This window comes from Candidatus Methanoperedens nitratireducens, from assembly GCF_000685155.1.
Taxonomy (GTDB): domain Archaea; phylum Halobacteriota; class Methanosarcinia; order Methanosarcinales; family Methanoperedenaceae; genus Methanoperedens; species Methanoperedens nitratireducens.
In genome coordinates, this window is the sequence record NZ_JMIY01000001.1 from 542,402 (window position 1) to 561,915 (window position 19,514).

Sequence of the window (19,514 nt, forward strand, 5' to 3'; positions counted from 1 at the left end):
ACTGGACGATAAATAAAATCATAAAATAGCATGCTGCAAAGTGGAAAAGTGCGGAAAATAGGTTATAATCCTGGTCATCCTGTTATCCTGTCTGAAAAATATTGATCGATGATGAACTGACAACAAGGGCTTTATCGCTCTTTTAATTTTAAAAGCGCTGCTTTAATTACCGCCTGAGCAGTAGGCTCTTTTAATCCAGAGGATACAGCATCGACGGCCTCCCTGGCCTCGCGCTGTGAAAATCCAAGGGAAATGAGGGCATTAACCGCATCATAATTAATATTGTTAATATTGCCTGCGCCTGCGCTGGCAGGTACAAGACCTTCCATTTTCTTTTTCATCTTATCCCTGATCTCAAGTATCAGTCTTTTGGCATTTTTGGGACCCACTCCAGGGATGCGGGTCAGAACTCTCTCATCTTCATTGATTATCGCAGCAGCAAGCTCTTCTACCTTTACCTGGGAGAGAATATTCAACGCGATCTGAGGTCCTACCCTTGTCACGCTAATGAGGAGCTTGAACATCTCAAGCTCGCTTCCATTCCTGAAGCCATAGAGTACCATTGCATCCTCCCTGACATGCAGGTATGTATATAATTTTACTTTCTCTTTTCTATCTCTGAGTTCCTGTAGTGTTGGCTGTGTGGTGTTGATCTGATATCCAAGGCCATTGACATCGATTACAACAGAACCTTCGCTAATGTGTGCTATCTCGCCGTATATGTGTGAAATCATCGTACTATCTCATTACATGTATATGACATAAAGCAATCGAAAGACCATCGGCAGCGTCATCCGGCTGGGGCAGCTCGTTTAATTTCAACAACCTCTTAATCATTTCCTGCATCTGCTTCTTATTGGCCCTTCCAGAGCCTGTTATAGCCTGCTTTATCTGGTTCGGGGTATATTCAAAGACAGATATATTCTTTTGCTGTGCTGCAAGAAGTATAACTCCCATTGCTTCGCTAACACTCATTGCATTTGTGACATTCTTTGTGAAAAAGAGTTTTTCGATTGCAACAGCCCCGGGTGCATATTTTTTAAAAAGTGAATTGATCTGTTTATAGATTTCCAGAAGCCGCTGTGGTGTTTGTTTCTCAGCAGAGGTACTTATACACCCGTAGCTTACAGGGATAATACTGCTTTCCTCTATCCGTATTATGCCAAAGCCGACTGTTGCAAGACCTGGATCAATCCCGATAACGATCATACTATCTGTGGATTGACCAGTGTTTACGCACTTTTTTCTCACCTGCTTAATATTCGTATTTTTTCTAGTAGCAGATGCCATAAATTGATATCCTCCTGAATTGACCCGCTCAAGAAAGCTTGCTTCTTACTTTCTCATAAAAACCGTCCTTCCTCGTCATAACAAACCTTGCGGGCTTATCCGCTTTCGTAATAAGTATCCTGTCATTCTCGCTTATCTTTCTTGTGTACTGTCCATCTATTACGATCACAGCTTCCTTCTTCGGGATGACCAGTTCTACCCTTATCTCGTTCTGTGCAGGAACAACCCACGGCCGTGCAGATAGTTTAAACGGTGCCAGGGGTACGATCACTGTACCATCCACCCTGGGATCAACGATAGGTCCTCCTGCGCTCATGGCATATGCGGTTGAGCCTGTGGGTGTGGCAAAGACCATACCATCAGCCCGCAGATCCTCAAGCTGATTTTTATCCACGAAGATCCTGTAGTGCAGTATCTTGGCAGGATTTGCCGTGATAATTACCACCTCGTTGGTGGCAGGAGGCGACTGTTCATCATTGACCATGACTGCAAGGCGGGAGCGCTCCTCCACTTCAAAACCCGATAGTGCCTTATCGATAGCCATTAAAGCATCCTCAGGGTTCACATCCACAAGGAAGCCGAAAGTGCCCATATTAATGCCAAGCACGGGAAGCGGATCATCCATTTTCTGGATCCCGCGCAGCACGGTCCCATCGCCTCCAATGGATACTATGAATTCTGCACCTCTCTTTCTCATCTCTGCCATGGGAGTGCCTTTCTGATGGATTTTTTCAGCGGTTTTAAAATCGATCAGCACTTCGGCCCTGGATCTGAGGTGACTTACGATATCGTTTACAAGAGCTATCACATCATCCCTATCGCATCTTGATATTATCCCTAGTTTTCTCATAAATCAATTCTACACTGCCGTACATCCGGCAACAAACCTCTGTTTTGGATTGTTAAGCCTGGCGATCAGGAAACGGTCGTTTTTACTGTATGCGATCTCCTTCTGCGTGGTAAGAACAACATTGCATTCAGAACCTGCAGGTGCCTGTGTTATATCTTTGCCATCTATTGAGATACCCCCGATTGTTGCAGGTATTGATTGAAGCCCGGCGAACAGGTGAACAGCATCGCCCACACCCAGTCCCTGCGTGAATTTTGTCAGGCGGCATTTGAGGTTGAATTTTGATGCTACCTCTTCTTTCTGTGATATGATATACCCGCGGTCGAATTCCTTTGATTGCACTCCTCTTAGAGCAAGCCCTACCCTCGTACCTGCTGGCGCTGTTTTCATATCCACATCGTTGCTCTGGATAGAACGTATCTGTGCTGGCCTGCCTATCGGAAAAACCGTAAGGTTATCATGTACCTTGATAGTGCCCTGTGCTACAATGCCCAATACCACGCATCCTATGCCTGTAACATTGAAAAAATGATCAACCACCACACGCGGAGGAAGTTCCTCTCTGGCAGAGTTATCGCTTCTGGCCTCTTCTCCCAGTGCAAAGATCCTCTCCTTCAGGGTATCTATCCCTTCAAACGTTGTAGTGGAAACTGCAATCGATTCCCATCTCTCAAGGCTAGTGCCTTTAGTGATTGCCTTTATTTTCTCTGATAACTCAGAGATCGCCATCGGGTTTGATCTATCGGACATTGTGATGACAAATAACCCGCGTTTGCTGGCAAGTAGATCAAGAGCAACAATGCATTCTCCGACCTGAGCATTGAGGCCGCTTGAGGGTACACAGACAAGAGCGATATCGCAGAGATCTATTGCATTAGTAAGTGGTTTCAATGATTCAGGATAGCCATTTGCATCTACAAAAGAATATATATTATTCCCCTTTACAAAATTATATAGTGTAATGTCAGACTCAGTTCCCTTCTTCCCAAGCTTTTCTGCTAAGCTTGTTCTTCCTGATTTCTCGCTTCCTATGATTGATACATTTGCCATAATAAAAACTTACATGTTATAATAAGTTTTTTCATATATGAAATTGCCGTCTGGCATGCTATGCAGATTTAAAAACCAAAAGCTATATATAAAATAATGAGTTAGAGTAGATGATACAAACAAAAAACGCATTAGAGCTGACTGCTTAAGAAGGATAGGACGGAAAAAATGCAAGTAAAATCAAGTATAATACTTCTCGCATTAACTGGAATTGTTTTGTTTTTGATTCCACAAGTGAGCGCTTCTGAGAACTCATGTATTGATTGCCATAAGACATTGACTCCTTTTATTGAGGTTCAAAAACAGTTCAACCAGATCAGAATCCAGCATCTTGAAAAAAACGTAGCCTGCTCTCTTCAATGCCATGAGGATAGGGTAAGACAGCTTGCGACCGCCAATTACCAGCAGTGGTCAGAATCGGTTCATGCTCTAAAAGGAGTTACATGTGAGGTCTGCCATGGGGGGGATCCAAAACAGGCTACCAAGGAGAGGGCACATACAGGTTTTAAGAACATAACAGACCCACAGAGCCCCCTATATTATACCAATGTACCTGAAACATGTGGTAACTGCCATCCCAAAGAGCTGGATAATTTTGAGGGCAGTAAACATTACCAGAAGCTTGAGGCATTGAAACTTGCCCCGACATGCACAACATGCCATGCGCCACATACGTTCAGGGTACTGAATCCTGAAGAATTTAGAAAATTCTGCGGCAATTGCCACTCTGTGTATACAAAGGTAGCACCTTATGATATCCCTGTAAGAGCCGAGTATATGCTTGAACAGGTGAATAAGTTGAAGTTCAGGATAGATATGGCCAATCAGGATATTTTCTGGGCAAAGAAGAATGGAACTGATGTAACAGAGGCACAGGGGTATGTTGATAGCGCACTGAAAAAGCTTGGCAACATGGCGATTCTGTGGCATGAATTCAATCTCACACATTTTGAGGATGAACTGGATTCAGCCAATAGGGAAGTAAAGAAAGCTGGAGATATTGTAGGACCTGATACTACCCCGGCTAAACCAGCTCCTGCCCAGGCACCAGGATTTACAGGTTTATCAGTGATGGTCTCATTGCTGGCTGTATTGTATATAATAAGAAAGAGATTAAGGATTGGAAGATTTTAAAAAGGTGAAAAGCAATAATGCAGCCGCATATTAAAAGAGCATTCACATTACTGGCGATTGCGATAATTGTTTTTATCGTTATTAGATCACTGGTTGTACCGGATTCATTCGGACAGTATGGCTGGTACAGGGGCGACTCTGTTGTTGATAATAGAAACTTTCCCGTAGAATATGCCGGGTCAGCGAGTTGTGGGGAGGAGAACTGCCATAAAACACTATATTCGATATGGGAAGATTCCAGACATAAAACTGTAAATTGTGAAACCTGTCATGGTCCTTCTGAGAAGCATGTCAGTAATGTCAGGATAATGCCGCAGCCTGCAAATGAATCAAGGGATTTCTGCGGTCTGTGCCATTTCAGACAGACAGCCAGACCTGAGGATTTTTCACAGATTGATCCAGAGACACATGGTCAAAATCTAAGATGCGCATACTGCCATAATCCCCACAAACCGTGGTTTGTATGAACGGAGACCTTACTATGAGCATATCAAGGCGAGAATTTACCAGGATCGGATGCAGGGTTATTATTGGAGCGGCAGCAGGCACTGCTATCATCGAATCCATTGTTAAAAACAGCCTTGCATCTGAGGACAAAAAAGGGGAGTATGACTGGAATGAGCATTACTGGGGATTTGTGGTCGATACCACAAAATGCATAGGCTGCGGACGGTGTGCAAATGCCTGTAAGCTTGAGAACCATGTGCCATTTGATGAACACCTATATAGAACATGGGTCGAGAGATACAGGGTGCTAAAAAAGGAGGAGGTAAAAATAGATTCACCCAATGGAGGTATCGATGGGTTTACTAATGATATCCCGAAAGAGGATATTAAAAAGGCTTTTTATGTTCCTAAATTATGCAACCACTGCGATCATCCACCCTGCGTTCAGGTCTGTCCGGTAGGGGCTACATATCTTACAGAGGATGGGGTTGTTTTGATAGATTATGACTACTGCATTGGCTGTCGGTACTGTATCCAGGGCTGCCCGTATGGGGCAAGATACTTCCTGGCAGAAGAGACCCCGCATCACAAACCGCATTCCGTCCTGGGTGGAGGCGTAGCCGATAAATGCACATGGTGCTACCACAGGATTACAAAAGGTCTTTTGCCTGCATGCGTTCAGGCATGCCCTGCTGGAGCAAGGATATTCGGAGATCTTAAAGACCCTGATAGTGCAGTTAATAAAATACTGGATAAAGAGAGAATCAATGTTCTAAAACCCGATCTGGGAACAAGGCCTAAAGCATATTATATTGGATTGGACAGGGAGGTACGATGACAGAGGGTCTAATCTGGGGATATGTGTATCCCAATGAGGCTGAAGTTCAGTGGAGTATACTGATAGTACTGTATCCCTATATCACAGGACTTGTTGCCGGTGCCTTTATAGCATCATCGCTGTACCATGTTTTCGGAAAAAAAGAAATTAAACCTGTTGCCAGGTTTGCCCTTCTTACTGCTTTAGCTTTCCTGCTAGTAGCCACTATGCCTCTTGTTGCGCATCTCGGACATCCTGAAAGAGGTGTTCAGATCATGTTTACGCCCCATCTTACTTCTGCAATGTCGGGATTTGGTTATATATATTCATTTTATCTTATTGTTGTTGTGCTTGAGATCTGGCTCTCTTTCAGGGAGGACATTGTTAAAAAGGCACTCAGTTCCAGGGGATTGAAAGAGCTATTATACTCAGGGCTTGCTCTTTTCTCATACGATATCTCTGAGCGAGCATTACATGAGGATGAGAAACTCGCAAGGAGACTTGCCATCATAGGTATTCCATCTGCCGCTTTCCTGCACGGGTATGTGGGTTTTATCTTTGGCGGAATTAAAGCCAATCCCTGGTGGTCCACACCACTTATGCCGATCATATTCCTTATGTCCGCAATTGTATCAGGTATTGCGCTTTTGATCCTGCTCTATATTGTGGCCATGAAGATCAGAAGACATGCTATAGATCATAGCTGCCTTTATTCGCTGGCCCAGTATCTATGGGTTTTCTTGATTTTTGATGTGGTGCTGGAACTTCTTGAGGTTGTCAGTATGAAGTATGAGTCGCTTGAAGAGATCGAAATAATCAACATACTTCTATCAGAGAAAATAGCTACTACTTTCTACGGCGTGCAACTGACACTGGGTATCTTTGTTCCATTCGTGCTTCTCCTTCTTGTGGGTATTATGAAGAACCATGATACCCTGAAGACAATAATGATAGCAGTTTCTTCCACTCTGGTTGTGATAGGTGTGTTCGCCATGCGATGGAACGTGGTTATAGGAGGACAGGAGATTTCAAAGAGTCTTAGCGGAACTCTTACATATGTACCGGTTTTCTTCGGTATGGAAGGAGTTTTGCCTGCGGTTGTGATATTTACAATCCCATTCATTATCCTGCTGGTCTTAACCTATATCCTGCCGCCATGGAAAGATATGGAAGAAGCTACAGAGTAATTTCGTAAGGTATTTATTGCATCGAGTTCATCAATATATTTTAACACGGCCGGACTAAAAATAGATACTAAGTCTTGGCAGCAGGATAGGATACCAGGATATTTAAAAATAAAAGGCGGGTAATTGGAAATAGAGTTATGACGGAGAACGAACATGTTTTCAAGAACTAAAAAATTAAACTCGTATAATCGATATTTAATAACCGTATATATTTCTGTGATATTATATTTTATTGCTATTATTGCTCCAGTGGGAGCGGTACATCTTGATGTTCTTAAGAATTCATGCGTAGACTGCCACACAACATTATCTCCTTTTACGGATGAGCAGAGACGGCTTAACGAAATAAGACTAAACCATACTGTGAGAGATATATCCTGCTCACTTGAATGCCATGAAGATGTCATCAGAAGGACAGCTTCTGATAATTTCCAGCAGTGGTCGGATTCAGACCATTCAAAATATCATGTCACATGTGATGCATGCCATGGTGGGAACCCTGATGTAAAAACAGAAGCAGAGGCCCATGCTTCAATGAAGGATGTAAATGATCCAGACAGCACTATCTATTTCAAGAATATCCCTGATACCTGTGGAAAATGCCATGCTGAGGAGCTTGAGCATTTCAGGGATACCATGCATTATCAGAGATTAAGATCTACAGCCAGCGGTCCTTCATGTATTACATGCCACCAGCCTCACAGCTTCAAGGTGCTCAAGTCATCAGAACTAACTGCTCTGTGCAGTGTCTGCCATAATCCAAAAGATAAGATTGCAGTGGCAAGCGTTCCACAGGATGCAAAACGAGCCCTTGAGAAACAGAAAGAATTTCAGGAAGAACTCCTGAAAGCAAAAAATGCTGTCGCTGGAGTAAAAGCAGCAGGAAGGGATGTCTCTTCGGCCCAGATGGATCTGGATAGAGCGATATCAGTAATGAATGATATTCCCTCTACATGGCATGGGTTTAATCTAAAGGACTTTGATGAGCAGATTCAAAATGGGATTGACTGGGCTAAAAAAGCCCAATATAAGACATCTGATATCGAGCCGGCTGCACCGGCTGCGCCAGGCCCGGGGATAATCATGGCTTTCGCGATCCTTATAATGATTTACTTAATGAGAAAGCGGTGAGATATCAAATGGCACTTATAGGAATGATTAAGAATTTTGCTTCAACATATAAGCTACCGATTGCGGTTATATCGATCGTTCTATTCTCAACAGTATTCGTAGTCTCTGAAAAGGCACTTGATATCACAGAGAACCCTTCATTTTGCGGAAAGAACTGTCACATTATGAGACCTTATTATGACTCCTGGCGAACTTCATCACATAACGATGTTGCATGTGTTGAGTGCCATTACGAGCCGGGATTGATAGGCCATGCTAAAGGTAAGATAAACGGGCTTATACAATTCTATAATTACCAGACTACAGTTGAAGAATATTCAGGACGATTGTATGCAAAGGTCATGGATAAGAACTGTCTTACCTGTCATGAAAAGCGTATCTATTCTTCTGATATTGGTTATATGGGTGTCAATTTCAGCCACAAAAATCATTTACTTCAGCCTAAAAGGGGGGTTGGAGTAACATGCACAAGCTGTCATTCCATGCTTGTGATCGGTATGAAGGAGCATCAATCTGTTACCGATCCATCATGTAACCAGTGTCATCCGAACATCGTCAATCAGGATGTCGGACATATAGTAGTGACCACATCAAGCTGTTTTACCTGTCATTTCAGGGATGTGTCGGGCAATACCTCTATATCAGGCTGTCCATCCTGTCACGGACCGCCTAAAGAAACACATAAGAATTATACAAACTTTAACCATACAAGCCATGTTAACAAGGGGTATGAATGCGTGACATGCCACACCAATATATCAACAGGTGCAAATGATATCGTTCTCAAGAACAAGTGCTATTCATGTCATAGTAGCAGGGATAGGGTAGAGAGATATGATGACTTCAGTTTCCTGCATAAAAAACACGTCACGACTAATAAGATCGCATGTTACGAATGCCATTCAAATGTAAAGCATATCCCGACTATAAAAGAGAATCTATGCACCACCTGCCACAGTCAGGAACACCCCGGCGACTGGTTGACCACACATAAGAAAGAGGTTTTAATAGGTAAAGTATGTAGTAACTGCCATCAACCAAGATTCTGCTCAGACTGCCATGCCACAGGAGTAGCAAGCGGTAAGAAAGAAAAATAGTATTAAAATCTCAATGAATATTAACTATAAAAATACCACTATCAAGACAAGGCCTTCGGTCTATGAGCCCTCAGAGGATTCTTTTCTCCTTGTAGAATCTGCATTATCCGAGATAAAAGGTTGTGAGAAGATCCTGGAGGTCGGCTGCGGGAGCGGAATAGTATCAGCGGTTATAAAAGCAAATACAAAGGCAAGTATAGTCGGGATTGATATCAACCCTCATGCAGCTAAATGTACAAAAGAAAACGGGATTGAGGTAATAAGAGGGGATTTATTAAGCTGTATTAAAGGGAAATTTGATATGATATTATTTAATCCTCCCTACCTCCCGACCACAGAGGAGGAAAGGATGGAGGGCTGGCTTAATGTCGCTCTTGACGGCGGGCATGACGGCAGGAGAATTATCTACAGATTTCTGGAGGATGCTGGCGATCATCTTGCTAAGAGCGGCAGGATCGTGATGCTGTTATCCTCGCTGACCGGGATAGAAGAGGTAAAATCAAAGATAGGATCTCTTGGCTATAATGTAGAGGATAAGAGAGAGGAGAGACTCATGTTTGAGCAGCTCATCGTCATAGTTGCTAAAAAGGAATAACAGCAGATGCTTTTACCCATCGTTAATTATATAACTTGAAGATTCATATAGGCATGAGAAATGATTAGAAAATGCCCGAATCACGGAGTTTTCAGGGGAACGGAATGTAGCAAATGCGGAGAGACTGGAAGTCTTATATTAGATAATGAGCAGACTGAAAGACTCGGCCGATTCATATCCGGAGCACTGCGGCACTTTCCGGATGATCTTGGACTGGCCATGAACCAGCACGGATGGGTTGATCTGGATGTGCTATGCGATGCTATGAGAACACGCTACAAATGGGCTAATAAAGAAAAACTCTTTTCTATAATAGAGTCTGATGAGAAGAAAAGATATGAGATTCTGGGCAGAAAGATAAGGGCGAGATACGGTCACTCAGTGGATGTTGATCTTGACTATACTGAAAATGCGCTCCCTGAACTCTATTATGGAGCAAGCCGGGAAGAGGTGGATATTCTACTTGAGAAAGGGATTAAGCCTGTAAAGCAAAGATATGTCCATACAAGTACATCTGTAGAGAAAGCGTTAGAGGTAGCAAGAATTCATACCGATGACCCAATACTGATTCACATAGACGCAGCAGAAGCCCAGAGAAACGGCATAAGAATGCTCTCTGCGACTGAATACATAGTTCTCTCAGAGTGGATACCTCCACAATATCTGAGATTACTTTAATTTTTAGAAAGACTGAGTGTTTATCTTATAGGTGCAATCAAATCAGTCTGGAAACAGATAAGGATAGCAATATAAGAGCAGTGATGGCCACTACAACATATACAGATTTGCTCCATGCCCAGACTTTTCTCCCGTCAAATATGCCAAAAGGAATCAAGTTGAAGAGGGCTAATGCAATGTTTATAATTACCCCGAATCTCCCTATATCGTAAAGAATCCCTGACTCGAACAGCAGCGGGAAAAATGCAAGTGCCAGTAGCAGGTTTGAGAGAGGTCCAGCAAGTGAGATGCGGCCGTTCTCGCGCTTTCCAATATTGCCGCCGTAGATCATAACCGCCCCGGGAGCAGCAAACAATAGCCCGAAATTATATACAAGAATAAGCATAAGTATCAGCATAAAGGGGTTCATCCTGAACTCAGCCCATGCACCATACCTCTGCGCTATAACCTTGTGGCTCAATTCATGGATCAGGAATGAGATGCCCACAGTGGATAGGGATATGATGAAGGGATTGGCAATACCGTCGAATAATTCTTCAGTGAAAGGTCTTCTCCCAAGGCTTGCCCAGAGAATCAAAATAGCGAAGGCATAGGAGACCGCAAGCCATGCTATGACGATGTGAATGATCTCTGTATTACTGGTGCGGATACGATGCAGGTTCCTGGTCTGAACTACTTCTGAGTGATATTTCTCGTAATCGAGTCTTCCCTTCTCAGGTATCTCCATATATCTGAATTAGACCTTATCACATTTAACAGTTCTCAATACAATCTCTCTGCCCCTCTTCCAATCGTGGTGATAAAAGCCTCGCTTCTTGTGCTGTTCTCTGAAAAAGCTTGAGTCATGGCCTTTGCTATTCTCTCCCTCTCATCCATCCTGCAGACCGCGATCATCGTCGGACCTGAGCCGCTGATCGTAACCCCTGCAGCCCCTGCTTTAAGTGCATCTCTCCTGACCTGTGCATATCCTTTGATCAGTCTTGAGCGCCTGTCCTCTATCACCCTGTTCTCCATGCTTTCTCCTATTAATCCTATATCACCCCTTATCATTCCAACAACCATGGATGATGCGCTTCCTATATTATAGGAGAGATCATCAAGTGATATTCTCCCGGGCAGGATAGCTCTGGCTTTTCGTGTGCTTACGATGATCTCAGGATGAACTGCAACGATTCCGATGTTCTCCGGCATAAGAGGAATTATTCTGTTCTTATGCACTATGACAAAACCACCGTATATAGCAGGCGCCACATTATCTGCATGTACAGCTCCTGATGCGATCTTTTCTCCTTCGGCTGCGATCTGGACAAGCTCTTCGCGTGAGAGCCCGAGATCATACATCTCATTTAGCGCGAAGGCCACTCCTGCCGCAGGTGCAGCACTGCTTCCAAGCCCGCTTGAGAGAGGGATACCTCTATGTATTGTGATTTTCACCGGCTTATTAAGTTTTGAGGCAACAATCCCTGCGGTGTTCTTCTGTGGGTCTGCGGGTACGTATTCTGAATCTCTTCCTGTAACTTTTATCTGCACTTTCCAGCTTTTTTTAACCTCTATTATATCGAAAGGATCCTCTAGAGCAATACCGAACACATCAAAACCTGCGCCAAGATTTGCAGAGGTCGCAGGGACCCTTATCCTGAGATGATCTATTCCCATCTGATAAGACACTTTCCTGAAGCCTGGCAGAACGCCAATTCGAATTTTATTCCTGGGACAGATGTAATGAGCGATTCATACAGGTCTTCGGCGGTTTTGATGAAATGCGTCTGGCCGAGTGCAATGTTTGAGTCTGGCGGCGCATCGATTTTTATAGAAATTAATTCCATATGTTTCTCCCGTTTTTATAATAGGTCTGTTGGTATTTATATACAACTACTCTTTTGGTTCGATGCGCAAAAGTCTGTTATATCAAGATGTACAAAATTCAGCTACAAGATAGCAGATGCTTCATCTTACTAATATAAACACCGAACTGGTACGAACTCGATACGAACTCGGGCTTATGAGTTCGTTTAAGTTCGTTTTGAGTTCGTTGTTAATCGTCTTTTTTATTGACGGTATAGCCATCATCGTTCCGCCCACAATTTGAGAGCCTGGTTCATTTCTTCAAAGCCCCGCCGCGTGTCCCTGTTCAGCCAGAACGCAAACAGGGGATCGAGAATGCCTGTAAAGATCTCGCGCACTTGAGGAACAGAACACGGATGACGCGGATTTGACGGATTTTCACGGATACGAAATCCGTGCGCATCCGTGTTATCCGTGCAATCCGTGTCCTATCGTCTATAATAAATTGTAGCTACTTCTATCCAACTTTAAAATTTGATTAATATTTTGTTCATTTGTTAGTAGCTGAAATAAAAAGGATTAAAGATAATAGTAAAACTGCAAAAAACATTGGGATAATTGTTAGATTTAAGTATATTCCTACGGGAACATATATTAGAATAAATAAAACTGCAATATAAAATGCAATATTACTTATTTTATATCTGAGATTATTTTTATTAGATGAATCTAAAGTATATTTTGTATATAGAGCAAACATCGAACAAACAATATAAAAAGCCAAAGTAGTAATTCTTTTGTTTTCTACACTGAGAATAATGCCAAAAACATTACCAAATGCATAATAAATTAAAGTTACACTGATTAAGGTTAAAGACAACCCCCAATAGAATGATAATCTATATTTAGTTATTTTATAAAATGCAAATCCCAAATATGCAAAAAACAATGAGAGGCTCGCAAATAGTGCATATGTTCGAGAAATGCTATTCTTATCAAAAAAAGCTGCCAAGACCAATGACACTGAAATCAAAAAGGCTATGGGCTGTAATTTACCAATTATTTCAGTAAATAGAACATAATGTTCCTCATGCCTATCAAATTCTTTGATTATTTTGATGAACTTGTTAGAGAATGGCATATTAATTCAATTATTAATTCTATCGTATTTAAAAATTTACCCTGTATAATTGAAAAGTTGCGTATAGTTTTTGTAATACGCATGTTTATCAGAATTTTATTTTATAAGAAGCATGTAAATTAGCCAAGGGTTGAGCATAGTCGAGTAAGATTGTTCTTTATTCTTACTTCTGTAATTTCCCTTAGAGATGATACCAATTTTTTAACCTCATCTGAAGTTGGTTCAGGTATATTTTTATCAAAATTTTTACTATCTGCGCCAATCGAAACAAAGTTAGGATGAATATCTTCTATCCAATTTGTTAATATTTGTAAATCAAATTTTAAAACTGGTTCGATTGAAACCATAATGGGCAGTTTAAGTTCTGATAAAATTTTAATCCCTTGATATCTTTCAAGCGGGGATGGAGCATTTGAAATTTTATAATCAACATTACTCTCTATTGTCGTACCTAAGATGTATTTGGGTGGAAAGAATGGAATATACTCTTTCATTCTCTTTGGATTCTTAGATTGAAATAAGTAATTATTCTTAGATTCTGATTTTGTCCACTTTAAAATTTTTATTATAAACTCGTTAGGTACTTCTGAAGCAAAAAGGTCATTCATTGAACAAATAAATATTGTACCGCCTTTTCCATCAATCCTTTTTTTCAGTACATTATTATCCAGTTCTATTTTACCTGAATACTTCGTTTCAATACTATGAAATTTTTGTACCATATGCGGAACATAGCAATATTTACATTTATGAGGACATTTTCCTCTAAGTGGATTAATGGTTTTTCCGCTTTTTCCAGAAGTCCAGGGATACATATTTCCCATTATTTGTTCACCTATCTTTATGATGATAATGGTTCTTGTAGTATTTATTATTTTTAGTTTCTTTTTGTAATAACCTGCAAATGTTTATAACATATGAAATTAATTATGCTTTCCATAAATTGGATGTGTGTTTGGTATGCCACCTAAGGACGAAAGAAATGATTTTGAATGGCTTTCAGATAGAATTAAATATTTAGAGCCAGAAGAAGATATAATTTCATGCGATAAAACTTGCTATCATGTAGGGATGTGGTCGCCATTAAAAACAGTCCTATTATCATATTATTATGCGATTTTTACTGATATTGCTTCAAAACATACAGATAATATGATTTATATTGATTTATTAGCTGGTTCAGGAATTGTAAATATAAACGGAACGGATTCGAAAATCATTGGTTCTCCATTGGTAGCAGTATATTTTGCAAGGCATCCATTTAGTAAAATGTTTCTTGCAGAAAGCAATGAATCCTCAAGAGAAGCTTTAGAAAAAAGATTGCAGATAGTCATGCAGAAACAAGATTTAGATTATCAGAATATTGTTGGTAAAATTTATCCAAATGCTTTTACGGCTACACAAGCTGCAATCAAATATATGAATGATAAGGTTCGTAATCATAATGGTGTTTTAAATTTATGCTTGGTAGATTATGAAGGTTTTAATGAGGTTCCCTTTGATCTGATTAAGAAAATTTCTAAATTTCATGGGGATACAATAATAAATTTCCAAACTCATCAAATAGCCAGAATTCTGACTAATAAAAACTCTGATCTTTTAACTTCGTTTTTGGGGACAGATGAATGGAAACACATCTCCTCGGATAATTATAGAGATACTTTACAATTATATCAAAATCAATTAAAGAAGGAGGATCGCCCAATTTTTGAAGCCGTTGAAATTAATTCAGAAACCGCTTATTATTATCATTTAATATTTGCATGTAGAGCAACAGCAAAAGGTTCTCAATGGATGAAAGCGATTCGAAGGATAAAACCAAAAATAGAAAGTAGTAATGCACGAACAGTAAAGGAGATTTATAATATTATCAAAGGAAATCAAAGTCAATTAACTGATTTCTAATCCCTAACTCAGCAATTTTTAAGGAACAATTCTGAAAAATAAAATCCATCTCCCAATCCTGCCGATCAATTATCGTACATGCGCCAATCCGCGAGCGCCCCGCCTCCAGGCGCGCGCTGCCAGAGGTGCAGGACAAGCCCGCATCCCATGATGGGGATGGCGCGCCCGGGCGCATTGTGGACAGTTTGAAAGGTAAAGGCGGTCACCTGATAGCGCCGCCGGAGGGCTTCATAGTAAAGGGTAATGAGGGGCCGCTGAAACAGGGAGAACTGGAGCGGGCTGCCCAGTTTTTATTTGCTTATAATATTATCTATCTCTAATTCAAACGTTCCCTTTACATCATTGACAATCACATTATATACTCCTGCTTTTAATCCATAAACATCAAGCGAAATTTTTTCCTCAAATGGCACAATGACCTGTGCACAGATCGCATCAGCAGGCCGAACCGTTGTAATGTTGACTAAAAATGTATTCCCGTCTTTTTCCTGTGTGATCTTATGGATCTCAGTGCAACTATCTGGTAAATAGCCTTTCACATTGACATTTACCTGAACAGGAAAGGATTCAAGAACCATTATTTCAATATCTTCAACAGTGGCGTTTCCGTAAATAAATTCGCCGGTGTCATTGTTCTGGTTATCTGGAGGACCTGAGTTTTTGCTTGACATAGCACCTACTATAATTCCAATAATTACGATGCCCGCAATTACTGCAGTCAGGATGAGAATATTTTTATTCATTTAGTTTTCTCCTACACGTATATCAATTTATGCTCCTACTTATAAAACATTTTCTTAGATTTCAATCTGGTTCGTAGTTATAAGAGCAACAGATAATTATATCAGGCTAAAGCACCATGACGAGGAATTCATAATAACATGCTCTTACCATGATCGACTTCAACACGCTCCCTCTGGTATCAAAAATCGTTCTTGTTGTAGGTTTCTCGATTGGAATTACATCCTTTATCTTATGTTTCCGCTACCCGATAATATTGATACTGATGAAATACAATCCTGAGTACAGGGAATTCATAAGAAGATCAATAGCGCGGAAAAAACGGAAATAACCCATCATGAGAACGATAGTCTTTGTAACAGGTAATGCCCATAAGGTCAGGGAAGCAAATGATATCCTCTCACCTCTTGGCATAACCGTGGAGCAGAACAACTGTGGGTATCCTGAGCTACAGGAAGATGACCTTGAAGCTATAGCCGTGTTCGGGGCGCAATGGGCTGCGAATAAATTGAATCAGGAGGTCATGGTGGATGATTCAGGATTATTCATAGAGGCGCTGGGTGGATTTCCCGGCCCTTACTCAGCGTATGTTTTTAATAAACTTGGAAACAAGAGGATACTTAAATTGATGGAAGATGAAACAAACAGGAGTGCCACTTTTAAGTGCGTGATCGGATATTGCCGTCCCGGTGAGGAAGCACATCTATTCTCCGGGGAAGTGGAAGGAGAGATAGCAAGGGATATCAGAGGAAGCGCGGGTTTCGGGTACGACCCTATATTTGAGGTGAATGGCGCAACCTTTGGAGAAATGAGGGAGGCTGAAAAAAATAGGTTATCCCACAGGTATCGGGCAATGGTCAGATTTGCTCAGTGGCTTGGGGGAAGAGATATAGTATCAGGCAGCAAAACACTATAGCTACCTGGCTTCATAGCTTTAGCGTGAGGTAGTTCACCCTCTAAGAAATGCCACCTCTATGGAGGAGATAAGAGAATTATTCAGGTCGTTTCGACCTTCTACTTTATATATAAGCTTTTCCTGCAGTTCTGCCAAAAAAGCAAAAGATTATACTCCACTATTCCAATTCTTGATAAAGGAAACATTATATGGAGCAAGACCTGTCAAGAATCGGCGTTTCTCTTCCTGAGAACCTGCTTGAAAAATTCGATGAAATCATAACAAAAAGAGGCTATTCGTCCCGTTCTGAGGGAATACGCGACGCAATAAGAGGCTATATCCGCTACTACGACTGGATGAGCGGGGTCGAGGGCGAGAGAATTGGTATTTTATCCATGACCTATGATCATTCCCAGCGAGGGCTTGTTACCTCATTACTGGACTTGGAGCATGAGTTCTCCGTTATTACGAGGTCGGCTGTACACGTTCACATAAGCCACGATGAATGCATGGAAGTTCTCATACTACAAGGAGAGGGGAAGGATGTAAGAACGATAGCCGAAAGAGTCATGGCATTAAAAGGCGTAAAGAACGTGAAGCTGACTACGATAAAGCCCGGGCAGGAAATGTAATTAACCGCAAGTTATTTAAACCTTAATGATTATTCACACTTTTGCTACAAATGTTAATCTTCGTAGCACTAAAGTTATATAGTATTATAAAATTGTGATACCATATAATAAGTGCAACAGAAATCTTGGGAAATCGTATATTAGGAGGTAAAAAACTTGCATATTCCGGATGGATATCTGGGACCGATAACATGGGGTGCCTTGTGGCTGGTGATGATACCGGTATGGATTATTGCAGCACGCAAGCTCAAAAAAGATCTGAAAACAAAAAACGTTCCTCTGCTTGCAATGGGCGCAGCATTTTCATTTGTGATAATGATGTTTAACATTCCTGTACTTGGAGGTTCAACAGGACATGCTGTCGGTGGCACACTTATAGCTATAGTTTTAGGACCATGGGCCGCCTTGATAGCGATCTCCATTGTATTAATAATTCAGGCGTTCTTCTTCGGAGATGGCGGAATAACTGCAATAGCAGCGGAAAGTTTTGTTCTGGGGTTGATTCTGCCTTTTGTGGGATATTATGTATATAGATTGATAAGCACCAATGCGGATATAAGTTCATCACGGCAGTGGATTGGCGCAGGCATTGGAAGCTATATAGGTATAAATACTGCGGCTGTAGTGGCTGGCATTCTTTTAGGACTGCAGCCCATTCTTCATCCCGCTGTGGAAGGAAAATTCCAGTATTTCATGTATCCCATAAGCATCTCGGTACCTGCGATGGCTATAGAACATTTAGTATTATTCGGCTTTGTTGAGGCTATCGTAACTTTATCTGTCGTTAGATACCTTCAGCAGACAGACCCATCATTATTAAGAATACAAACTAAAGCAGTTTCAATTGAAAAAGCAGGGGGGGTAAGCGCATGAACGGCAAAACAATGAAAAAACTGTGGATCGGAATTGCAATACTCATTGCGCTCACACCTCTTGGACTCTTAGCAAGCGGAATGGCATGGGGAGAGTGGAGCTCTGAGGAGCTTCAGGAAATGCTTGGCTATGTACCCGATGGTATAAATAAAGGCGAAAACCTCTGGCAATCTTTATTCCCTGGCTATAGTATCTCAGGTCTTGAGGACAGCTTTCTACAGTCAGGCATCGGCTACATACTATCTGCTGTAATAGGAATCGGTTTGATTTATTTAGTGACGATTGCCCTTGGAAAATTCATAGCAAAAAGGGAAGAAGAGAAGGGAAATGAAAATTCCTGACTGGCTTTCAGAGAGCGCTCCCTGCACATGCTGTACCATCAGCGTGGGCGGGAAGAAAAATTTTGTTGAGAAAACACTGGTGGAGATAGCATGTATGATGGAGCGTTCCATATTTTCAGAAAAATATGTCTCTGCCAAAGGTTTTCTTCAAAGTATTGATCCAAGGGTCAAATTAATAACAATACTGCTTTTAATAATAACAATCAGTTTTATCCATAAAACGGAGATTATCCTTGGAATATACGCACTGACTCTGGTCTTTGCATACCTTTCAAAGGTAGAGCTATTCTTTTTTATAAAGAGGGTCTGGCTTTTTATCCCCATTTTTTCAGGGATGGTAGCTTTTCCAGCCATATTTAATATATTTACGCCCGGTGAGCCGCTTATCACACTCCTGCAGTTTAACAGGACTATCCACTTCTGGATATTTGAATTCACAGAGATATCGATTACCAGAGCAGGTGTACTTGGAGCTTTATTGTTCATTTCAAGAGTAGCGACATCAGTTTCATTAATAGTTTTATTGACACTCACAACCCGATGGACTGATGTCATGAAGTCACTGCGTACACTGGGAGTACCTCAGATATTTATCCTCGTACTCAGTATGACATACCAGTACATCTTCCTCCTTATCAGAGTAGTCCAGGAAATGCACCTCGCTAAAAAGAGCAGGACAATTAGAACGAACAGGACAGGAGAAGGAATAGAGAAAGAGCAGAACTGGGTAGCTTCGCGGATAGGAACTGTTCTTATGAAATCATATAAAATGAGTGACGAAATTCATTCTGCAATGGTATCACGGGGTTTTCACGGCGAAATCAAATCCCATGGAACGTTCAAAATAAGAAACATCGACCGCGTCTGGACCATCTTCTCACTGGCATTTATCACAGGAGTTATCTGGCTGAACTATCTTGTATGA

At 41.3% G+C, this 19,514-nt stretch carries 26 protein-coding genes; 16 read left to right on the top strand and 10 right to left on the bottom strand.

The genetic code is table 11. The features are described 5' to 3' along the window. Nucleotides 1-131 precede the first annotated feature (131 nt). The 4 genes from ruvA to ANME2D_RS02860 are packed head-to-tail and all read right to left on the bottom strand — an operon-like array spanning nt 132 to nt 3,190. Complete coding sequence (ruvA, locus tag ANME2D_RS02845; RefSeq protein WP_048089026.1) at nt 132-734, bottom strand: Holliday junction branch migration protein RuvA; 603 nt, start codon at nt 732-734, stop codon at nt 132-134. A gap of 4 nt (nt 735-738) precedes the next feature. Continuing rightward, nucleotides 739-1,290, bottom strand: a complete 552-nt coding sequence (ruvC, locus tag ANME2D_RS02850) for a crossover junction endodeoxyribonuclease RuvC (protein WP_198527334.1) — start codon at nt 1,288-1,290, stop codon at nt 739-741. A 28-nt stretch (nt 1,291-1,318) separates the two neighbouring features. After that, nucleotides 1,319-2,140 (bottom strand): NAD(+)/NADH kinase, encoded by an 822-nt coding sequence (locus ANME2D_RS02855; protein WP_048089027.1) that lies wholly within the window; start codon nt 2,138-2,140, stop codon nt 1,319-1,321. Nucleotides 2,141-2,149: 9 nt separating this feature from the next. Continuing rightward, nucleotides 2,150-3,190: an EF-Tu/IF-2/RF-3 family GTPase gene (locus tag ANME2D_RS02860; protein ID WP_048089028.1), complete on the bottom strand. Its 1,041-nt coding sequence runs from the start codon at nt 3,188-3,190 to the stop codon at nt 2,150-2,152. Nucleotides 3,191-3,358: 168 nt separating this feature from the next. On the opposite strand from ANME2D_RS02860, the gene ANME2D_RS02865 reads away from it, so the two are divergent. The 8 genes from ANME2D_RS02865 (at nt 3,359) to ANME2D_RS02900 (ending at nt 10,276) form a co-directional block, all read left to right on the top strand. Then, a complete protein-coding gene (locus ANME2D_RS02865) occupies nt 3,359-4,324 on the top strand; it encodes a cytochrome c3 family protein (protein ID WP_081810095.1) in 966 nt (321 codons plus the stop codon). A gap of 17 nt (nt 4,325-4,341) precedes the next feature. Continuing rightward, the gene (locus ANME2D_RS16680) at nt 4,342-4,791 is read left to right on the top strand and encodes a cytochrome c3 family protein (RefSeq protein ID WP_052368527.1); all 450 of its coding nucleotides are present in this window, start codon (nt 4,342-4,344) and stop codon (nt 4,789-4,791) included. Next, complete coding sequence (locus ANME2D_RS02875; RefSeq protein WP_157833922.1) at nt 4,788-5,609, top strand: 4Fe-4S dicluster domain-containing protein; 822 nt, start codon at nt 4,788-4,790, stop codon at nt 5,607-5,609. The genes ANME2D_RS16680 and ANME2D_RS02875 overlap by 4 nt, the downstream gene beginning before the upstream one ends. Beyond that, entirely contained in the window at nt 5,606-6,775 is a 1,170-nt protein-coding gene (gene nrfD / locus ANME2D_RS02880; protein ID WP_048089030.1) for an NrfD/PsrC family molybdoenzyme membrane anchor subunit, read from the top strand. The genes ANME2D_RS02875 and nrfD overlap by 4 nt, the downstream gene beginning before the upstream one ends. Nucleotides 6,776-6,928: 153 nt before the next feature. Continuing rightward, nucleotides 6,929-7,906 carry a cytochrome c3 family protein gene (locus ANME2D_RS02885; RefSeq protein WP_048089031.1) on the top strand — a complete coding sequence of 326 codons (978 nt, stop codon included), beginning with the start codon at nt 6,929-6,931 and terminating at the stop codon, nt 7,904-7,906. 8 nt (nt 7,907-7,914) lie between these two features. After that, nucleotides 7,915-9,003 (top strand): cytochrome c3 family protein, encoded by a 1,089-nt coding sequence (locus ANME2D_RS02890; RefSeq protein ID WP_048089032.1) that lies wholly within the window; start codon nt 7,915-7,917, stop codon nt 9,001-9,003. Nucleotides 9,004-9,016: 13 nt separating this feature from the next. Then, nucleotides 9,017-9,598, top strand: a complete 582-nt coding sequence (locus ANME2D_RS02895) for a HemK2/MTQ2 family protein methyltransferase (RefSeq protein ID WP_048089033.1) — start codon at nt 9,017-9,019, stop codon at nt 9,596-9,598. A gap of 60 nt (nt 9,599-9,658) precedes the next feature. Then, the gene (locus tag ANME2D_RS02900; protein WP_048089034.1) at nt 9,659-10,276 is read left to right on the top strand and encodes an RNA 2'-phosphotransferase; all 618 of its coding nucleotides are present in this window, start codon (nt 9,659-9,661) and stop codon (nt 10,274-10,276) included. 37 nt (nt 10,277-10,313) lie between these two features. Here the strand turns inward: ANME2D_RS02900 and ANME2D_RS02905 are convergent, their stop codons facing one another. The 5 genes from ANME2D_RS02905 to ANME2D_RS02925 all read right to left on the bottom strand — a co-directional run bounded on the left by ANME2D_RS02905 (nt 10,314) and on the right by ANME2D_RS02925 (nt 14,026). Continuing rightward, entirely contained in the window at nt 10,314-11,003 is a 690-nt protein-coding gene (locus ANME2D_RS02905; protein ID WP_052368528.1) for a zinc metalloprotease, read from the bottom strand. 35 nt (nt 11,004-11,038) lie between these two features. Continuing rightward, entirely contained in the window at nt 11,039-11,932 is an 894-nt protein-coding gene (locus ANME2D_RS02910) for a homoserine kinase (protein WP_048089035.1), read from the bottom strand. Continuing rightward, a complete protein-coding gene (locus ANME2D_RS02915) occupies nt 11,923-12,102 on the bottom strand; it encodes an adenosine-specific kinase (RefSeq protein WP_052368529.1) in 180 nt (59 codons plus the stop codon). Before ANME2D_RS02915 ends, ANME2D_RS02910 begins: the two co-directional genes overlap by 10 nt. Before the next feature lie 509 nt (nt 12,103-12,611). Then, the gene (locus ANME2D_RS02920) at nt 12,612-13,202 is read right to left on the bottom strand and encodes a hypothetical protein (protein ID WP_048089036.1); all 591 of its coding nucleotides are present in this window, start codon (nt 13,200-13,202) and stop codon (nt 12,612-12,614) included. 119 nt (nt 13,203-13,321) lie between these two features. Further along, nucleotides 13,322-14,026 carry a DUF5131 family protein gene (locus tag ANME2D_RS02925; protein ID WP_048089037.1) on the bottom strand — a complete coding sequence of 235 codons (705 nt, stop codon included), beginning with the start codon at nt 14,024-14,026 and terminating at the stop codon, nt 13,322-13,324. A 136-nt stretch (nt 14,027-14,162) separates the two neighbouring features. Here ANME2D_RS02925 and tcmP point away from each other — a divergent pair, with 136 nt between their 5' ends. Both tcmP and ANME2D_RS02935 read left to right on the top strand, forming a co-directional pair. Beyond that, nucleotides 14,163-15,107, top strand: a complete 945-nt coding sequence (tcmP, locus tag ANME2D_RS02930) for a three-Cys-motif partner protein TcmP (protein ID WP_048089038.1) — start codon at nt 14,163-14,165, stop codon at nt 15,105-15,107. 125 nt (nt 15,108-15,232) lie between these two features. Continuing rightward, nucleotides 15,233-15,427 (top strand): hypothetical protein, encoded by a 195-nt coding sequence (locus ANME2D_RS02935; RefSeq protein ID WP_048089039.1) that lies wholly within the window; start codon nt 15,233-15,235, stop codon nt 15,425-15,427. On the opposite strand, the gene ANME2D_RS02940 is transcribed toward ANME2D_RS02935, so the two are convergent. Beyond that, nucleotides 15,398-15,850, bottom strand: coding sequence for a hypothetical protein (locus ANME2D_RS02940; RefSeq protein ID WP_048089040.1), 453 nt, complete (start codon nt 15,848-15,850; stop codon nt 15,398-15,400). The genes ANME2D_RS02935 and ANME2D_RS02940 overlap by 30 nt on opposite strands. A gap of 149 nt (nt 15,851-15,999) precedes the next feature. Here ANME2D_RS02940 and ANME2D_RS18535 point away from each other — a divergent pair, with 149 nt between their 5' ends. The 6 genes from ANME2D_RS18535 (at nt 16,000) to cbiQ (ending at nt 19,514) form a co-directional block, all read left to right on the top strand. Beyond that, entirely contained in the window at nt 16,000-16,179 is a 180-nt protein-coding gene (locus tag ANME2D_RS18535) for a hypothetical protein (RefSeq protein WP_048089041.1), read from the top strand. 6 nt (nt 16,180-16,185) lie between these two features. Beyond that, complete coding sequence (locus tag ANME2D_RS02950) at nt 16,186-16,764, top strand: XTP/dITP diphosphatase (protein ID WP_048089042.1); 579 nt, start codon at nt 16,186-16,188, stop codon at nt 16,762-16,764. A gap of 188 nt (nt 16,765-16,952) precedes the next feature. Further along, a complete protein-coding gene (nikR, locus tag ANME2D_RS02955; protein ID WP_048089043.1) occupies nt 16,953-17,375 on the top strand; it encodes a nickel-responsive transcriptional regulator NikR in 423 nt (140 codons plus the stop codon). A 156-nt stretch (nt 17,376-17,531) separates the two neighbouring features. Continuing rightward, on the top strand, nt 17,532-18,248 hold the full coding sequence (gene cbiM, locus ANME2D_RS02960; protein ID WP_048089044.1) for a cobalt transporter CbiM: 717 nt from the start codon (nt 17,532-17,534) through the stop codon (nt 18,246-18,248). Continuing rightward, a complete protein-coding gene (locus ANME2D_RS02965; protein WP_198527335.1) occupies nt 18,245-18,589 on the top strand; it encodes a PDGLE domain-containing protein in 345 nt (114 codons plus the stop codon). Before cbiM ends, ANME2D_RS02965 begins: the two co-directional genes overlap by 4 nt. Next, nucleotides 18,576-19,514 (top strand): cobalt ECF transporter T component CbiQ, encoded by a 939-nt coding sequence (gene cbiQ / locus ANME2D_RS02970; protein WP_048089045.1) that lies wholly within the window; start codon nt 18,576-18,578, stop codon nt 19,512-19,514. Before ANME2D_RS02965 ends, cbiQ begins: the two co-directional genes overlap by 14 nt.

What these genes read in the sequence shown, in the direction of transcription:
- ANME2D_RS16680 (WP_052368527.1), top strand. Translation starts at nt 4,342, where the DNA reads ATGCAGCCGCATATTAAAAGAGCATTCACATTACTGGCGATTGCGATA.
- tcmP (WP_048089038.1), top strand. Translation starts at nt 14,163, where the DNA reads ATGCCACCTAAGGACGAAAGAAATGATTTTGAATGGCTTTCAGATAGA.
- ANME2D_RS02885 (WP_048089031.1), top strand. Translation starts at nt 6,929, where the DNA reads ATGTTTTCAAGAACTAAAAAATTAAACTCGTATAATCGATATTTAATA.
- ANME2D_RS02925 (WP_048089037.1), bottom strand. Translation starts at nt 14,026, where the DNA reads ATGGGAAATATGTATCCCTGGACTTCTGGAAAAAGCGGAAAAACCATT.
- nrfD (WP_048089030.1), top strand. Translation starts at nt 5,606, where the DNA reads ATGACAGAGGGTCTAATCTGGGGATATGTGTATCCCAATGAGGCTGAA.
- ruvA (WP_048089026.1), bottom strand. Translation starts at nt 734, where the DNA reads ATGATTTCACACATATACGGCGAGATAGCACACATTAGCGAAGGTTCT.
- nikR (WP_048089043.1), top strand. Translation starts at nt 16,953, where the DNA reads ATGGAGCAAGACCTGTCAAGAATCGGCGTTTCTCTTCCTGAGAACCTG.
- ANME2D_RS02895 (WP_048089033.1), top strand. Translation starts at nt 9,017, where the DNA reads ATGAATATTAACTATAAAAATACCACTATCAAGACAAGGCCTTCGGTC.
- ANME2D_RS02910 (WP_048089035.1), bottom strand. Translation starts at nt 11,932, where the DNA reads ATGGGAATAGATCATCTCAGGATAAGGGTCCCTGCGACCTCTGCAAAT.
- ANME2D_RS02855 (WP_048089027.1), bottom strand. Translation starts at nt 2,140, where the DNA reads ATGAGAAAACTAGGGATAATATCAAGATGCGATAGGGATGATGTGATA.
- ANME2D_RS02915 (WP_052368529.1), bottom strand. Translation starts at nt 12,102, where the DNA reads ATGGAATTAATTTCTATAAAAATCGATGCGCCGCCAGACTCAAACATT.
- ANME2D_RS02890 (WP_048089032.1), top strand. Translation starts at nt 7,915, where the DNA reads ATGGCACTTATAGGAATGATTAAGAATTTTGCTTCAACATATAAGCTA.
- ANME2D_RS02875 (WP_157833922.1), top strand. Translation starts at nt 4,788, where the DNA reads ATGAACGGAGACCTTACTATGAGCATATCAAGGCGAGAATTTACCAGG.
- cbiQ (WP_048089045.1), top strand. Translation starts at nt 18,576, where the DNA reads ATGAAAATTCCTGACTGGCTTTCAGAGAGCGCTCCCTGCACATGCTGT.
- ruvC (WP_198527334.1), bottom strand. Translation starts at nt 1,290, where the DNA reads ATGGCATCTGCTACTAGAAAAAATACGAATATTAAGCAGGTGAGAAAA.
- ANME2D_RS02940 (WP_048089040.1), bottom strand. Translation starts at nt 15,850, where the DNA reads ATGAATAAAAATATTCTCATCCTGACTGCAGTAATTGCGGGCATCGTA.
- ANME2D_RS02905 (WP_052368528.1), bottom strand. Translation starts at nt 11,003, where the DNA reads ATGGAGATACCTGAGAAGGGAAGACTCGATTACGAGAAATATCACTCA.
- ANME2D_RS02920 (WP_048089036.1), bottom strand. Translation starts at nt 13,202, where the DNA reads ATGCCATTCTCTAACAAGTTCATCAAAATAATCAAAGAATTTGATAGG.
- ANME2D_RS02865 (WP_081810095.1), top strand. Translation starts at nt 3,359, where the DNA reads ATGCAAGTAAAATCAAGTATAATACTTCTCGCATTAACTGGAATTGTT.
- ANME2D_RS02965 (WP_198527335.1), top strand. Translation starts at nt 18,245, where the DNA reads ATGAACGGCAAAACAATGAAAAAACTGTGGATCGGAATTGCAATACTC.
- ANME2D_RS02950 (WP_048089042.1), top strand. Translation starts at nt 16,186, where the DNA reads ATGAGAACGATAGTCTTTGTAACAGGTAATGCCCATAAGGTCAGGGAA.
- ANME2D_RS02860 (WP_048089028.1), bottom strand. Translation starts at nt 3,190, where the DNA reads ATGGCAAATGTATCAATCATAGGAAGCGAGAAATCAGGAAGAACAAGC.
- ANME2D_RS18535 (WP_048089041.1), top strand. Translation starts at nt 16,000, where the DNA reads ATGATCGACTTCAACACGCTCCCTCTGGTATCAAAAATCGTTCTTGTT.
- ANME2D_RS02900 (WP_048089034.1), top strand. Translation starts at nt 9,659, where the DNA reads ATGATTAGAAAATGCCCGAATCACGGAGTTTTCAGGGGAACGGAATGT.